The organism is Mangrovibacter phragmitis (genome assembly GCF_001655675.1).
Lineage (GTDB): Bacteria > Pseudomonadota > Gammaproteobacteria > Enterobacterales > Enterobacteriaceae > Mangrovibacter > Mangrovibacter phragmitis.
Genome location: NZ_LYRP01000022.1, coordinates 65,040 through 78,728, shown reverse-complemented (window position 1 = coordinate 78,728; position 13,689 = coordinate 65,040). Strand labels below are relative to the sequence as shown.

Sequence of the window (13,689 nt, the reverse complement as noted above, 5' to 3'; positions counted from 1 at the left end):
TCCACAGACTACGGCCGCATTGGTGGCAATCCGTAAACAACAGCCATATAAAGCATAAGCCTGGCACAGCCCGCAATGAGATGCCTGTGCAGTTCATGGCACTGAGGCGCTACTGGCGCGCCTGCCGGGAAGATAATACATCAGGCAGGTTTTGTTCTATCCAGTCGGCCAGCGCAGACACTTTGTCGCTCACTTCCTCGCCCATCGGAGTCAGACTGTATTCAACATGCGGAGGAATAACCGGCAATGCACGGCGATGGATAAAGCCATCGCCCTCCAGCCATTGCAGTGTTTGTGCCAGCATTTTTTCACTCACCCCGCCAATCCTGCGCCGTAAGTCGCTGAAACGGTGCGTACCATCCCGCAAGGCAACCAGAATTAACACGCCCCAACGGCTGGTGACATGCTTAAGCACTTCCCGCGAAGGGCATTTTTCCGCAAATAAATTACCTTCGCGTAACTGTTCACTGAGCGAGCCTGTTTTAAGTTTCACATCTGCCATTTCACACTTACCTTTTTGTACGTACTTACTAAAAGTTAGCACAGTTGCTATGCTTCAGCAACAGACACAAACTCAGTATGAAAAACCAGGAGACTTATCATGATTGCAATTACTGGTGCGACAGGGCAGTTAGGCCACGAAGTGATAACCGCGTTGCTGAAAAAACATCCCCCCGAATCACTGGTTGCTATTGTGCGTAACCAGAGCAAGGCACAAAGCCTGGCGGAAAAAGGGATTCATGTGCGGGTTGCCGATTACAGTGACAAAGACGCACTGCGCACTGCGTTAGTGGGTGTCGAAAAATTACTGCTAATTTCCTCCAGCGAAGTGGGACAGCGTGCCGCACAACACCGCAATGTGATTGAAGCGGCTGTGCAAACCGGAGTAGGGTTGCTGGCGTACACCAGCCTGTTGCATGCCGACACCTCGCCACTACAACTGGCGCAAGAACACCGGGAGACGGAGCAAATGCTGGCCGATTCTGGCCTGCCTCATGTTCTGTTGCGCAATGGCTGGTATACCGAAAACTATATGGCGAGTGTCCCTGCGGCACTGGCTCACGGGGTAATTCCGGGTTGCGCCGGAGAAGGCAAAATTGCCTCTGCCAGCCGTAAAGATTACGCCGAAGCGGCAGCCCAGGTTCTGAGTCTGGAAAACCAGGCCGGAAAAATATACGAACTGGCTGGCGATGAAGCCTGGACGCTGTCTGAACTGGCGCAACTTCTCAGCGATACCAGTGGCAAACAGGTGGCTTACCAGAACATGTGCGAAGCAGACTATGCGGCATTACTGGAAGGTGCTGGCCTGCCAGGGCCTTTTGCGGCAATTCTGGCAGATTCCGATACTGGTGCGTCAAAAGGTGGGCTGTTTGATGATACCCACCAAATCAGCACATTAACCGGTCACCCAACAACATCCTTACTGACCAGCTTAAAAAACGCGCTGTAAATGTTAAATTACGGTTATATACTGTGAGAATAACTACTGCCGCAGGTATCCCCTGCGGCGCAAGTGGATTGTTCACTGGTCATTGTTTTTCAGCGATATATAACGAGGTTAACTGTGCAGGGCGTACCAGACCATTTTACGGATGAGCGGGACACCGCCAGTTTCCGTCAGTTTTCTGCCCTTCCCGGTGTCGAGTTATATCACGCACATATCTCCCGTTACGCCTTCGAACCCCATACTCATGAAGCCTTTGGTATTGGCACCATTGAAGCCGGAGCTGAACGCTTTCGTTACCGGGGAACACATTATGTTGCCGCCGTAAACTCACTGGTCACTATGAATCCGGACGAGCTGCATACCGGCGAGGCCGAAACTCCCGATGGCTGGCGTTACCGTATGATCTACCTTGAACCCGCGCAGCTGGCGGAAATCACAGGTATTGATCAATGGTGGTTTAACGATGTAGAGCGTTGTGATGCCTTGCGCGCGGCACAAACTGGCAGGCTGATAGGCGCATTGTGGTCGGCCGAAACCCCACTCGCACAACAAAGCCTGTTGCTTGACCTGATTGACACTATCCGGCCTTATGCCAGTCATGGTCGTTTACCGGGTTCGATGAACGCCCCGCGCTTCGACCAGGTACGCCACTACCTGCATGATAACTATATGCACCCCGTCACGCTGGGAGAACTTGCCCAGGTGGCGGCACTCAGCCCTTACCACTTTCTGCGCCAGTTCAAAGCGCAATATCATGTCACACCACACCAGATGCTGATGGCGATTCGCCTGTGGCGCGCCAAACTGTTTCTGGCACAAGGCATGCCTGCAGCAGAAGTCGCCAGTGCGACAGGCCTTACTGACCAGTCCCACCTTACCCGGACGTTTAGCCAGCGCTATGGTCTGACCCCTGTGCGTTATCAACGCCAGGTGTTGGCCCGCTAAAAGCGCAATCTGATACAATATTTCATTGAATGCTGTCAGGCAGAGTAACCGCAGACTGAACAAAGGAGAGTGCATGTTTGCGGGCGTACTTTACGCATTAGTTGCCGGGCTGATGTGGGGGCTGATTTTTGTTGGCCCATTAATTGTGCCGGAATACCCGGCTGCATTGCAGTCGATGGGGCGTTATCTGGCGTTGGGGATTATTGCTCTCCCTCTCGCCTGGGCCGGGCGTAAGCAGTTGCGTAAGCTCACATCACGCGACTGGTGGGCAGCTTTGCAGCTGACTATGATGGGGAACCTGATTTATTACGTCTGCCTTGCCAGCGCCATTCAGCGTACCAGCGCGCCCATAACGACCATGATTATCGGTACACTACCGGTGGTTATCCCTGTTTTTGCCAACCTGCTTTACAGTAAACGCGATGGTAAATTGCCCTGGCGGCGGATGGCGCCGGCACTGGCCTGCACACTGGCCGGGTTAATCTGTGTAAATATTGCCGAGCTTTCCCAGGGGTTACCTCACTTTACGCTATGGCGTTATCTGAGCGGTATTCTGCTGGCACTGGTGTCGGTAGGTTGCTGGACCTGGTACGCACTGCACAATGCGCGCTGGCTGAAAGAGAACCCGGCGCACCACCCGCTTATGTGGGCAACAGCGCAGGCTCTGGTGACACTGCCTGTATCTCTGGCTGGTTATGCGGCTGTTTGCCTGTGGGTATCAGCCGTGACCCCTCTGTTCCCGCTCCCTTTTGGCCCGCGTCCGGATGTATTTATTGTGCTGATGGTGACAATTGCGGTGCTGTGTTCCTGGGTTGGTGCCCTGTGCTGGAATCAGGCAAGCCAGCGGTTACCTACCGTGGTGCTCGGGCCATTGATTGTGTTTGAAACACTTTCTGGCCTGCTGTACACATTTTTAATGCGCCACAGCATTCCGCCCCTGGTCACTCTGAGTGGCATTGCATTTCTGGTGCTGGGCGTGGTGATGGCGGTACGCAGCAAACCGGTGCCACCGGTACCAGAAAATATCGCAACACCAGTCACGCTGGAGAAATAACCTGATGCCACGGTCTGCGGCATCAGGATAATCACCGTTTAAAAGGCTTCCCAATTATTTTCTGCGGCCGGAGACGGTTGCACGCTCAGCTTCGGTGCCGCCACGGCGGCAATCTGAGGTTTTGTCGCTACAGTCACCGGCTGGCTGTTGTGCAGTTTGAATACAGCAACCACCTGGTTGAGTTGGGCTGCCTGCTGTTCAAGGGCACTGACTGCTGCTGCAGACTCTTCTACCAGCGAAGCGTTTTGCTGGGTGACGTTATCCATTTCAGAAACCGCCAGACTGACCTGGTCAATACCGTGGCTTTGTTCGTCAGAGGCAGAAGAGATTTCGCCCATAATATCTGTGACCCGAGTTACGGCACCCACGATTTCACGCATGGTGTCCCCAGCTTCACGCACCAGATCACTGCCGGTCTGCACCCGCTCACCAGAGTTTTCAATTAAGGTTTTTATTTCTTTTGCCGCCTGTGCACTGCGTTGGGCCAGGGTGCGTACTTCACCGGCCACCACAGCAAACCCCCGCCCTTGCTCACCAGCACGGGCAGCTTCGACAGCGGCATTCAGCGCCAGAATATTAGTCTGGAACGCAATACCATCAATCACATTGGTTATCTGCGCAATCTGGCTGGAACTGCTGGCGATTTCATCCATGGTTTTCACGACATTGTTCACCACATCCCCGCCTTTACGTGCGGTATCAGAAGCATTACGCGCCAACTGTGTTGCCTGGCGGGCATTGTCAGCATTCTGTTTTACTGTTGCGGTAAGCTGTTCCATGCTTGATGCGGTTTCTTCCAGCGAGGCTGCCTGTTGTTCTGTCCGGGCTGACAGATCATTACTGCCGGCTGCGATTTCGCTGACACCAATAAAAATCGTATCGGTACTACTGCGCACGGAACTGACAGTTTGAATCAACGCCTGCTGCATTTGGTGCAAACTGCCAGCAAGACGGCTCATCTCACTACGCCCTTCGCTCAGGATACGCCGGGTCAGATCTCCACTGGCAATAGCCATAATGTGTTCCATGACTTCATGCAGTGGCTGAAGTAATACACGTTTGAGAAAGAACCAACTGGCAATAATAACAGCAATGACAATCACCATGACGCTCCCCAGAATCCACATCATCCGTGCATAATCTGAATTGTTTTCGTTTGCCCCTTCACTGCTGAGTTTAGCCTGCTCCTGGCGCCAGGCTTTGTAGACTTTCTGCATGGCCACTTGTTTTTGCTCAACTTTTTGCGCATACATGCCTTCCAGGTCACCTTTTCCCAGCATCGTGGTCATGGCGCTCAGTGTCGTGGAGTAATGAGCGTATTCCGCTTCCAGTGAAGCCGTCAGTTGTTCATCAAGGCCAGGGGTATTAGGCAATTTTTTGTAATTCTGGAAATGGGCATCGGCCTCTTTCAGCAGACTGTTGCTTTTATTTATCAGACTGTTGAGGTCTGTGGCGTTGATAGTGTTTGCCATACTGCTCTGCAACCGTAACATACCGCGGTTCAGCGTAACCCGGGCCTGGTTCAGGCTAATCCAGGCATCGGTCATTTCATAAACATTCTGGTTAGAGATTTGCGCAAGCGAGAAATTCTGTTTGTCGTTGTTTAATGCCTTCATAAAAAAAGCTGCAGAAACTAATTGCATCGCGCCCAGTACAGCAAGCACGGCAATAAGCAATGTTACTACCTTGATTCTTTTAAACATTATTAACCTTCACGTCTTCATAAATGAGTAGCCTGCAAACAATATCGGCAACATGGCTCACAAATTTAATGCTTTATTTCCCACGAAAAATTGCGTTATGCGATATTCAAAGGTTTACCCTTTTCCCATAACCAAATCTCACACTGGACACAGCCTATAAGATGTATTTAAAATGCATCTTATAGGCTAACTGAGTGAGGTGATGTTATGGCTTTTCGGGAACAGGCATTAGGTGAACTGGCATTAACCATTCCACGCGCTTGCGCGTTATTCCGCCGCTATGATCTTGATTTTTGTTGTGGTGGCAGGCAAACCCTGCAGCGGGCAGCAGAACGTAAGGGGCTGGATTTACAGGCAATAGAGGCAGAGTTGACTGTGCTGTCTACGCAGCCGCATACACAGTCATGGGCAGGTGAACCACTTAGCGACATCATCGACCATATTCTGGTGCGTTACCATGACAGGCACCGGGAACAGTTACCTGAACTGATTGCGCAGGCTGAGAAAGTCGAGCGGGTACATGCCAGCAAGCCATCGGTTCCAGCGGGTCTTGCAAAGTATCTGACAATGCTCAATGACGAACTCAGCCAGCATATGCTCAAAGAAGAACGCGTGTTGTTTCCATTAATCAAACAAGGGCGCGGGGCAGAATGTGCAGGGCCAATTAACGTGATGGAGCATGAGCATAGCGAAGCGGGTGAACTGCTGGAAGTTATCAAACATGTCACAAACAATGTGGTGCCCCCCCTGGAAGCCTGTACTACCTGGAAGGCACTGTATAACGGAGTTAATGAGCTGATTGATGACCTGATGAGTCACATTAGCCTGGAAAATAACAATTTGTTCCCGCGCGCACTTGCGGGCGAGTAATACCCGGCTCTGTTTGCTGCCATACAAAAGGCACCCGCAGGTGCCTGAGACGGGTGACAAATCTCATATCCGTACAGAACGAGAGGATGTCACCGAATAAAAAACCAGGAAAATCAATTCATTGATTTTCGGCTGCTAACTAAAAAGAAGGGAAAACCACGATTTTCCCTTCTTTTTCATCAATCTAAAGGCAGCCGCAGGTGCCTTCGTTTACTGGAGTGAAACGCTGAACCCTGTTAAACCCGCGCGAGGCGTTTTTTCCCGGTTACTTGCCAACCAATCGCCAGTATCACAAACCATAGTGGTGTCACCATGAGTGCCTGGCGCGTATCCGCCTGTAGTGTCAAAAGCCCCAACACAAACACAAAAAACGCCAGGCAGACCCAACACATGACAATGCCCAGTGGCATCTTATACTGCGATTTCGCATGCAGTTCCGGTCGCTGTCTGCGGTACACCAGGTAAGAACACAAAATGATGCTCCAGACAAACATAAACAGAATGGCAGAAACCGTCGTGACCATAGTGAATACCGTCATCACATCCGGGATCAGGTAAATCAGTACCACACCGCCCAATAGACACAGGCAGGAAAACAATAGCCCTGAAGCCGGAACCGCGCGACGTGACAGGCGGGCGAAACGAGCAGGCGCGACGCCATCCTGTGCCAGGCCATATAGCATGCGGCTGGTCGAGAATACCCCACTGTTGGCGGAAGATGCCGCCGATGTCAGCACTACAAAGTTGATAAGGCTGGCCGCTGCGGGCAACCCAACCAGCATAAACAGCTCAACAAACGGGCTTTTTGACGGCACAACCGAGCGCCAGGGTGTAACAGACATAATCATGATCAGGGCAAAAACATAAAACATGATTATCCGCACAGGAATAGAGTTGATTGCTCTGGGTAATGATTTTTCCGGGTTATGCGTTTCCGCAGCAGTTGTTCCCACCAGTTCAATCCCCACAAAGGCGAACACAGCTATCTGGAAACCGGCAAAGAAACCACTTATCCCTTTAGGAAACCAGCCACCATCAGCCCACAGGTGGCTGAACGATGCGGTCACGCCCGAAGGTGAAGTAAATCCGGTAAACACCATTACTGCACCAACCACAATCAGGGCAATAATCGCAACGATTTTTATCATGGCGAACCAGAACTCCATTTCACCAAACATTTTTACCGTTGCCAGGTTCAGGGACAGCAGTACAATCACCACTGCCAGCGATGCCACCCATTCCGATAACCCGGGGAACCAGAATTGCGCATATGCAGAAATGGCAACCACATCGGCAATACCGGTTACCACCCAGCAAAACCAGTAGGTCCAGCCGGTAAAATACCCCGCCCAGGGGCCCAATAAGTCTGCGGCAAAATCACTGAATGACTTGTACTCGAGATTCGACAATAGCAATTCGCCCATTGCCCGCATCACGAAGAACAACATAAAGCCGATAACCATGTACACAAATATAATGGATGGCCCTGCGAGGCTTATCGTTTTGCCCGACCCCATAAATAAGCCAGTGCCAATGGCACCACCAATGGCAATTAACTGAATATGTCGGTTTGAGAGATGTCGCTGAAGGGTTTGTTCCTGCGGTGTTTCCACCGCTTCGGCCACCTTGACCTGGTCTACCATAGTATTTTCCTGTCTGTCATTTCAGGCTCTGCGGCCTGTCAGTAATTACTTAATCAATAACAACGCGTGTACCCCGGTTGACTCACTGCCGGGGATAACCTGAGAAGTTAGCGGATAGGTTAAATATTTGTTATTAGAGTGTGGTTTATATTTATTAATACGCGGAGCGCCTCACAAAAATACGCGCAATAGCGTTTTTTGCAAGATAAAATCGTGGGGAATAAAAGGAAGCTGAAACAACCCCGCCGTAGCGGGGCCGGAAGGCGGATTACAGGATTTCCAGCAATTCGACTTCAAAAACAAGAGTGCTGAACGGAGGGATAGATGCACCAGCACCACGCTCACCATATGCCAGGTTATGTGGAATGCTCAGTTCCCATTTAGAACCGACAGGCATCAGCGTTAGCGCTTCAATCCAGCCTGCAATCACGCCGCTAACCGGAAACTCAGCGGGTTCACCGCGCGCCACTGAGCTGTCGAACACGGTACCGTCAATCAGTTTACCGGTATAATGAACACGCACCTGGTCTTTACGGGAAGGAATCGGGCCTTCACCCTGGGTCAGTACACGGAACTGTAAACCTGATTCAGTGATGTTGACACCTTCGCGGTGGCGGTTTTCTTCCAGGTATTTTTGCCCTTCCGCCGCCATTTCCTGCTGGCGTTCGCGGCGTACGGCTTCGGCACGCTCGTGAACTTCACGCAACGCGCGGTGTACGACATCAACCGGTACAGAAGGTGGGTTGCCTTCCAGCGCATCACACAGGCCAGCAAGTAACGCTTCAGGCAGTAAACCTTCCAGCCCGGAGTCACGCAGTTGTTGACCAACCTGCAGACCAATACCGTAACTTGCCTGCGCTTCAACACTGTCAAAAGAAGGGGTCGTCATGAATTTTCCTTTACTGAGGGTTTGTTCATCTTCATAGATGTCTGGCGAACCCGCCAGACGCCCCGGCAGCATAACAGCCAGAGCCCATGAGGTAAAAGGGAACAGGGTAAATGTCTGCCTTGAACCTCAATAATTGGCTGATGCGATAATTATCATGATTGCGTACTATTCCACTCGCATCAAACAGTTAGCAAACTATACTCTCAGGAAGCATTCAGCGATTGTCTGAAAGGAATTTCGGCGGATAATATCAGGCTGACAGTGGGTGGATACTTTCATTCGTAATACAGGATAATGGATATTCAGGCCACCACACCGTATCCATTAACGATGGACCAGGAGGCGACATGCCGGGCCAGTTTGCATTAAAAGCCATGATTCACCGGGTCTGGCATGCACCAGATGATTTCCGGTTAATGGATCCGTTACCCACCCTGCACCGCCGGGGCATCATTATAGGTATTGTGCTGGTTGTTATTGGGGTATTGTTGCCCACTGACAATACGCCTGTAACCCCGGTCTCCAGGGAAACACCACTGAACCTCCCCGTCAATACGCCTGTCACATCAGGGGGGCAAAGCACTGTTCCTTCTACCAGCCAGCCAGTTGTAACCACGCCACCGCGTTACAACGAGCCACAACCGGTGCAAACTTCACCGGCATTGCGCTCACCAGAAGAGAGTATTCAGCCAGATAACGAATCTGAGGCAGCCGGGCGGGCACCTCAGGAAAGGCGCACTACAACAACCAGTAACACCGCCAATACAACCAACAGTGCCACAGGCCAGGCACAATGGCATACCTGGCGAGTAGAGCCGGGGAAAACACTGGCACAACTGTTCCGCGATCATAACCTGCCCCCCACTGATGTGTATGCGATGGCGAACGTCGAAGGCCCGGATAAACCGCTGAGTTCACTGCAAAGCGGCCAGGAAGTAAAGGTCAGAGTAAATGGTAACGGGGTTGTCACGGGGTTGATTGTCAATGACAGTGAAAACCGTCAGGTACTTTTTACGCGCGAGAGTAACGGGAGTTTTATTCGGGCGCGCTAAACTAACGGGTAAACCCTACTGGCAGGTGCGCAATAACAGCGTGGTTAATAATGGCAGTAAACAGGCAATAATCACAAAGCAAAACGCCGGCATAAGCCGGCGTTTTAGCGTACATCAGCGTAAATTACGCTTCAGCAACGATGTTTACATTCAGTTGTGCAAACACTTCGCTGTGTACCTGGAAGTGAACTTCATGGTCACCAGTGGTACGCAGAACGCCGTTCGGCAGGCGAACTTCGCTTTTCGCAACTTCAACGCCAGCTGCAGTTACAGCGTCAGCGATGTCACGAGTACCGATGGAACCAAACAGTTTACCTTCGTCACCCGCTTTAGAAGCGATGGTAACTACGCCCAGTGCATTGATTTTCTCTGCACGGGCTTCAGCGGCAGCCAGCGTTTCAGCCAGTTTAGCTTCCAGTTCAGCACGACGAGCTTCGAAAAACTCAATGTTTTTCTTGGTTGCCGGAACAGCTTTACCAGCCGGTACCAGGAAGTTACGTGCGTAACCAGATTTAACATTAACCTGATCACCCAGGCTACCCAGGTTTGCTACTTTATCAAGCAGAATAACTTGCATTACCTTATCCTCTCAAAGTCGTATTGGTTGACCGTGGCCGATTACTGATGACGATCAGTGTACGGCAGCAGAGACAGGTAGCGCGCGCGCTTGATAGCACGGGCCAGCTGACGCTGGTATTTTGCACGAGTACCGGTGATACGGCTCGGGACAATTTTACCGCTTTCGGTGATGTAGTTTTTCAGCGTAGCGATATCTTTATAGTCGATCTCTTGAACGCCTTCCGCGGTGAAACGGCAGAACTTGCGACGACGGAAATAACGTGCCATTTGGCTAGTCTCCAGAATCTATCAATTCAATCTGCTCGGCATGCAGAACCACTTTACTCAGACCATTTCGCGCCTGATGGCAGCTAATAAAGCCCTGAACGGTGAGTTGCGTGCCGACCGTTATACTGTGAGTAATGGCCTGATGAGCCTGCCCGCTAATAATCACTGGCATTCTGCACCACGCCTGCCGGTTAAACCCGGCTTCCTCCTGCACTGAACGGTGCTCAAGCACGAACTGGCAGTGAGGAATTCCTGACGGGCTGACCTTTCTGAGAGGTGCCCTGCACACAGTGCCGGACAACAACAGACGGTTAGCCATCAGCGATTACTCTTCAGAATCCCCAGCAGCATTCTCTGTGGCTTCGTTAGCGAAATCATCGCGACGTTCACGACGTTCGTCTTTCGCTTTAACCATCGGAGAAGCTTCAGTTACAGCGTGTTTGGTACGCATAACCATGCTACGGATAACGGCATCGTTGAAGCGGAAGTTTGTTTCCAGCTCATCGATAACTTCCTGCGGTGCTTCAACATTCATCAGAACGTAGTGTGCTTTGTGCAGTTTGTTGATCGGGTAAGCCAGCTGACGGCGGCCCCAGTCTTCCAGACGGTGGATCGTGCCTTCTGCACCAGTGATAGCACCAGTGTAACGCTCGATCATGCCCGGAACCTGTTCGCTCTGGTCAGGATGGACCATAAAAACGATTTCGTAATGACGCATCGAATTGCTCCTTACGGATTATTCAGCCTCCTGTCAGGGTCAGCCGTAGCCCATGGAAGCAAGGAACGTGTGTTAAGACGGCTGAAAAATGACGCGTCATTCTATGGAAGTTGAGCGCTAATAACAAGCGGAATACAGAAATAAATCGCTGAGGAAACGCACACAGCGCCAAAACAGTGTTGCCGCGCGAACTACAGTTACAAACAGAGGATGACTGAATTTTTTTGAATACGTTTATCAGAAATGTTCGCTTTCTGCACAGAGTGCAGGCAGTACAATACGTTACATAGACCCCTTAGAAGAAAGGAGAGCCACCCTGCAATAAAAAGACCGTTGAGGAGACCACGATGAGAACCAAAATGATAGCCCTGATAACGGGCATGTTGTTATCGCTCCCTGCTGTTGCAGCCATCAACACGCAGCCTGACCCCAGCCATAATATGGATGACGTGATGAGTACGGGTGTCATTTATATTAACCACCGAGGCGAAACGATGCCCCAGTTTGCGCCAGGGCTGCAAAGACAGCCTCAGCTATCGAGCCAGGCCGTACCCATCAACGGCGTTAATCCACATTAAAGTGACTGGCTGAAAAAGGCGCAGGTTGAATCCAGCGCATAAGGCGTAATCCGGTGTTTTACTCCTGATTCCCAGTAGCAAACCACATTACTATCCAGATGCTGTTGTTGCAGTAACTGCCACAAACGCTTTGATTCTGCGACAGGAACCAGGTCATCATCTTCACCATGCCAGAGCATTAATGGCCGGCGAGCAAGCAACTCAAGGCATTGTGTTACTTCATAGTCTGCCAACGGAGCCAGCACTGCATCCCGATGTGCCGGTGGCGGGAACAACGATTGAGAAAGCGCATGATAAAACCCTGAGCCCATCAGGCTCGCAGTGCAGCGCACTTCAGGATAATGCCCGGCCACCGCTAATGCCGTCATAGCCCCCATTGATGCCCCCGCGATCCCCAACCGCCCTTCGGCCAACCACTTTTTATCATTAATGGCATCACGCAACAGCGGGTATTCCTGAATGTTCCCATAAAGGATTTGCCAGAAATGCTGCAACCGCCTTGCTTCGTCACCATGAAAACGCGCGCCGTGTTCCGGTGCATCTGGCATAATCACCCGAAAACCCGCCTGTGCCAGCGCAACAGCAAAGTAGCTGTACACCAGCTTCGAGGAAGTATAACCATGCCAGAAAATAATTGTCGGTAAAGGCTGGTGGCTCTTGCCAGCAGGGGTAGCATGCAAGACCTCAAAACCGGCCAGATTCGTGGTTTCTATTTCTGTCATTTAACGTTCGCATTTTGTGTTGATGTCGCTCTATTCTATACCCTTATATATACAGGCAGGCCAGCGCGGTGCCTGGTTACCCAAAAATCCCAAATGTCAGTGTGAGACACGGATTACGCTTTTTAGTGATATATCCTGCGAATTCACGTTTCAGGTAACAGAAAATGAATTTTTGGCTTACCAGATTTATCTCAAACACTAAAATCAACTTGTCAGGAAAATAAAATGTCTATACGCCGTTTTCTTCCGCTTTGCTTATGCCTGGTACTGGCGGGTTGCAGTACCAACTGGACAACTCCCCGCCCGGCTCCTGCTGTAGCAGCCTGGCCCCAGGAAATCCAGCGTAACCAGACAGAAGGGCTGGTGAGAATGGGGATGATCAGTGTCACCACTCGCGGTGGCCCGGTAGATGCGGAAGAAGCAATCAAACAGCGCGCGACCAGGGAAAAGGCTGATTATTATATGATCTTGTTTATTAACGATTATATGGTTCCTGGTGTACGCCGGGCTAGCGCAATTCTTTACCGTAAACCCTGATGCTTAAACAGGTTTTAACGACTTTACACTGAATTGCACGACTTTATTTTCCGCCTGACACAATACAGCTTGTCGCAAGGGACGCTGCATGCTGAATAACAAGGAAATGACCTGTAAATTTTTTTCAGATCATCTGATATGGAGCGGGCAATTATGAAGCGATCACTGGCATTAACCTCTCTACTTTTGTCCGCAGGGCTGGTCAGTACCAGTGCAAGGTCGGCTGAGGATGTACATGCTGATCGGGTGACGGCATTTAATGAAATGGGCATTCTGTCGTTTAAAGACGTCACTGGCAGCCCTCAGGAGATCGAACGGCTGGTTGCATTAAGCGCGGATGAAAAGGGTGCTTCCGTCTACCGTATTGTGAATATGGAAGAAACGCCTCGTAAAGATACCTGGCATGTGGAAGCCATTATTTACTCGTAACGCTATCTACCTGTGTCGCCTTTTTTACCGTTAAGCCACCTGCGGGTGGCTTATTTTGCTTATTCCCCACGAAAAGCGCAGAGCGTTCATTTACCCTATGCCACCCGTTATCAATAAATATTCTTATTTACCTAAATTAACCAATAATTCGTAATCCAATTTATGGCAGCACCATGAAATTATTAAGTGGCTGGCAAGAAATTAATTACCCTAAATTTCAACAGTCAATGATCCATATCAAGTTTGATTGAAACAT

17 protein-coding genes are annotated in these 13,689 nt (G+C 50.7%); 8 read left to right on the top strand and 9 right to left on the bottom strand.

All coding sequences use genetic code 11. The features are described from left to right. Nucleotides 1-109: 109 nt before the first annotated feature. Nucleotides 110-502: a winged helix-turn-helix transcriptional regulator gene (locus A9B99_RS13495; protein ID WP_064598289.1), complete on the bottom strand. Its 393-nt coding sequence runs from the start codon at nt 500-502 to the stop codon at nt 110-112. Nucleotides 503-601: 99 nt separating this feature from the next. Here A9B99_RS13495 and A9B99_RS13490 point away from each other — a divergent pair, with 99 nt between their 5' ends. The 3 genes from A9B99_RS13490 to A9B99_RS13480 all read left to right on the top strand — a co-directional run bounded on the left by A9B99_RS13490 (nt 602) and on the right by A9B99_RS13480 (nt 3,446). Next, a complete protein-coding gene (locus A9B99_RS13490) occupies nt 602-1,450 on the top strand; it encodes an SDR family oxidoreductase (protein WP_064598287.1) in 849 nt (282 codons plus the stop codon). A 114-nt stretch (nt 1,451-1,564) separates the two neighbouring features. Further along, nucleotides 1,565-2,392: an AraC family transcriptional regulator gene (locus A9B99_RS13485; protein WP_064598285.1), complete on the top strand. Its 828-nt coding sequence runs from the start codon at nt 1,565-1,567 to the stop codon at nt 2,390-2,392. A gap of 73 nt (nt 2,393-2,465) precedes the next feature. Then, nucleotides 2,466-3,446 (top strand): DMT family transporter, encoded by a 981-nt coding sequence (locus A9B99_RS13480; protein ID WP_064598284.1) that lies wholly within the window; start codon nt 2,466-2,468, stop codon nt 3,444-3,446. A gap of 38 nt (nt 3,447-3,484) precedes the next feature. Here the strand turns inward: A9B99_RS13480 and A9B99_RS13475 are convergent, their stop codons facing one another. Next, the gene (locus tag A9B99_RS13475; protein ID WP_064598281.1) at nt 3,485-5,149 is read right to left on the bottom strand and encodes a methyl-accepting chemotaxis protein; all 1,665 of its coding nucleotides are present in this window, start codon (nt 5,147-5,149) and stop codon (nt 3,485-3,487) included. Nucleotides 5,150-5,356: 207 nt separating this feature from the next. Here A9B99_RS13475 and ytfE point away from each other — a divergent pair, with 207 nt between their 5' ends. Continuing rightward, complete coding sequence (ytfE, locus tag A9B99_RS13470; protein WP_064598280.1) at nt 5,357-6,019, top strand: iron-sulfur cluster repair protein YtfE; 663 nt, start codon at nt 5,357-5,359, stop codon at nt 6,017-6,019. A 236-nt stretch (nt 6,020-6,255) separates the two neighbouring features. Here the strand turns inward: ytfE and cycA are convergent, their stop codons facing one another. Together cycA and fklB are read right to left on the bottom strand one after the other, a co-directional pair. Continuing rightward, complete coding sequence (gene cycA / locus A9B99_RS13465; RefSeq protein ID WP_064598278.1) at nt 6,256-7,662, bottom strand: D-serine/D-alanine/glycine transporter; 1,407 nt, start codon at nt 7,660-7,662, stop codon at nt 6,256-6,258. Between the two features lie 268 nt (nt 7,663-7,930). Continuing rightward, nucleotides 7,931-8,551, bottom strand: coding sequence for an FKBP-type peptidyl-prolyl cis-trans isomerase (gene fklB, locus A9B99_RS13460; RefSeq protein ID WP_064598982.1), 621 nt, complete (start codon nt 8,549-8,551; stop codon nt 7,931-7,933). 347 nt (nt 8,552-8,898) lie between these two features. On the opposite strand from fklB, the gene A9B99_RS13455 reads away from it, so the two are divergent. Beyond that, nucleotides 8,899-9,603 (top strand): LysM-like peptidoglycan-binding domain-containing protein, encoded by a 705-nt coding sequence (locus A9B99_RS13455; protein ID WP_064598276.1) that lies wholly within the window; start codon nt 8,899-8,901, stop codon nt 9,601-9,603. Between the two features lie 124 nt (nt 9,604-9,727). Here A9B99_RS13455 and rplI read toward each other — a convergent pair whose 3' ends face one another. Genes rplI through rpsF form a run of 4 tightly spaced genes read right to left on the bottom strand, consistent with a single transcriptional unit; the run spans nt 9,728 to nt 11,167 of the window. Next, nucleotides 9,728-10,180 (bottom strand): 50S ribosomal protein L9, encoded by a 453-nt coding sequence (rplI, locus tag A9B99_RS13450; RefSeq protein WP_064598274.1) that lies wholly within the window; start codon nt 10,178-10,180, stop codon nt 9,728-9,730. A 41-nt stretch (nt 10,181-10,221) separates the two neighbouring features. Continuing rightward, the gene (gene rpsR / locus A9B99_RS13445) at nt 10,222-10,449 is read right to left on the bottom strand and encodes a 30S ribosomal protein S18 (RefSeq protein WP_000135199.1); all 228 of its coding nucleotides are present in this window, start codon (nt 10,447-10,449) and stop codon (nt 10,222-10,224) included. A 4-nt stretch (nt 10,450-10,453) separates the two neighbouring features. Further along, nucleotides 10,454-10,768: a primosomal replication protein N gene (priB, locus tag A9B99_RS23330; RefSeq protein WP_074388814.1), complete on the bottom strand. Its 315-nt coding sequence runs from the start codon at nt 10,766-10,768 to the stop codon at nt 10,454-10,456. Nucleotides 10,769-10,774: 6 nt separating this feature from the next. Next, nucleotides 10,775-11,167: a 30S ribosomal protein S6 gene (gene rpsF, locus A9B99_RS13440; protein WP_036103112.1), complete on the bottom strand. Its 393-nt coding sequence runs from the start codon at nt 11,165-11,167 to the stop codon at nt 10,775-10,777. 347 nt (nt 11,168-11,514) lie between these two features. On the opposite strand from rpsF, the gene A9B99_RS13435 reads away from it, so the two are divergent. Next, nucleotides 11,515-11,745 (top strand): hypothetical protein, encoded by a 231-nt coding sequence (locus A9B99_RS13435; protein ID WP_064598272.1) that lies wholly within the window; start codon nt 11,515-11,517, stop codon nt 11,743-11,745. On the opposite strand, the gene yjfP is transcribed toward A9B99_RS13435, so the two are convergent. After that, nucleotides 11,742-12,467 carry an esterase gene (gene yjfP, locus A9B99_RS13430; RefSeq protein ID WP_064598270.1) on the bottom strand — a complete coding sequence of 242 codons (726 nt, stop codon included), beginning with the start codon at nt 12,465-12,467 and terminating at the stop codon, nt 11,742-11,744. The two genes, A9B99_RS13435 and yjfP, sit on opposite strands and share 4 nt — an antisense overlap. Before the next feature lie 225 nt (nt 12,468-12,692). On the opposite strand from yjfP, the gene bsmA reads away from it, so the two are divergent. Next, nucleotides 12,693-13,004: a biofilm peroxide resistance protein BsmA gene (gene bsmA / locus A9B99_RS13425; protein ID WP_064598269.1), complete on the top strand. Its 312-nt coding sequence runs from the start codon at nt 12,693-12,695 to the stop codon at nt 13,002-13,004. A 153-nt stretch (nt 13,005-13,157) separates the two neighbouring features. Next, complete coding sequence (locus tag A9B99_RS13420; protein ID WP_082917885.1) at nt 13,158-13,433, top strand: YdgH/BhsA/McbA family protein; 276 nt, start codon at nt 13,158-13,160, stop codon at nt 13,431-13,433. Nucleotides 13,434-13,689 lie beyond the last annotated feature (256 nt).

What these genes read in the sequence shown, in the direction of transcription:
- A9B99_RS13495 (WP_064598289.1), bottom strand. Translation starts at nt 502, where the DNA reads ATGGCAGATGTGAAACTTAAAACAGGCTCGCTCAGTGAACAGTTACGC.
- A9B99_RS13490 (WP_064598287.1), top strand. Translation starts at nt 602, where the DNA reads ATGATTGCAATTACTGGTGCGACAGGGCAGTTAGGCCACGAAGTGATA.
- A9B99_RS13480 (WP_064598284.1), top strand. Translation starts at nt 2,466, where the DNA reads ATGTTTGCGGGCGTACTTTACGCATTAGTTGCCGGGCTGATGTGGGGG.
- A9B99_RS13475 (WP_064598281.1), bottom strand. Translation starts at nt 5,149, where the DNA reads ATGTTTAAAAGAATCAAGGTAGTAACATTGCTTATTGCCGTGCTTGCT.
- ytfE (WP_064598280.1), top strand. Translation starts at nt 5,357, where the DNA reads ATGGCTTTTCGGGAACAGGCATTAGGTGAACTGGCATTAACCATTCCA.
- cycA (WP_064598278.1), bottom strand. Translation starts at nt 7,662, where the DNA reads ATGGTAGACCAGGTCAAGGTGGCCGAAGCGGTGGAAACACCGCAGGAA.
- fklB (WP_064598982.1), bottom strand. Translation starts at nt 8,551, where the DNA reads ATGACGACCCCTTCTTTTGACAGTGTTGAAGCGCAGGCAAGTTACGGT.
- A9B99_RS13455 (WP_064598276.1), top strand. Translation starts at nt 8,899, where the DNA reads ATGCCGGGCCAGTTTGCATTAAAAGCCATGATTCACCGGGTCTGGCAT.
- rplI (WP_064598274.1), bottom strand. Translation starts at nt 10,180, where the DNA reads ATGCAAGTTATTCTGCTTGATAAAGTAGCAAACCTGGGTAGCCTGGGT.
- rpsR (WP_000135199.1), bottom strand. Translation starts at nt 10,449, where the DNA reads ATGGCACGTTATTTCCGTCGTCGCAAGTTCTGCCGTTTCACCGCGGAA.
- priB (WP_074388814.1), bottom strand. Translation starts at nt 10,768, where the DNA reads ATGGCTAACCGTCTGTTGTTGTCCGGCACTGTGTGCAGGGCACCTCTC.
- rpsF (WP_036103112.1), bottom strand. Translation starts at nt 11,167, where the DNA reads ATGCGTCATTACGAAATCGTTTTTATGGTCCATCCTGACCAGAGCGAA.
- A9B99_RS13435 (WP_064598272.1), top strand. Translation starts at nt 11,515, where the DNA reads ATGAGAACCAAAATGATAGCCCTGATAACGGGCATGTTGTTATCGCTC.
- yjfP (WP_064598270.1), bottom strand. Translation starts at nt 12,467, where the DNA reads ATGACAGAAATAGAAACCACGAATCTGGCCGGTTTTGAGGTCTTGCAT.
- bsmA (WP_064598269.1), top strand. Translation starts at nt 12,693, where the DNA reads ATGTCTATACGCCGTTTTCTTCCGCTTTGCTTATGCCTGGTACTGGCG.
- A9B99_RS13420 (WP_082917885.1), top strand. Translation starts at nt 13,158, where the DNA reads ATGAAGCGATCACTGGCATTAACCTCTCTACTTTTGTCCGCAGGGCTG.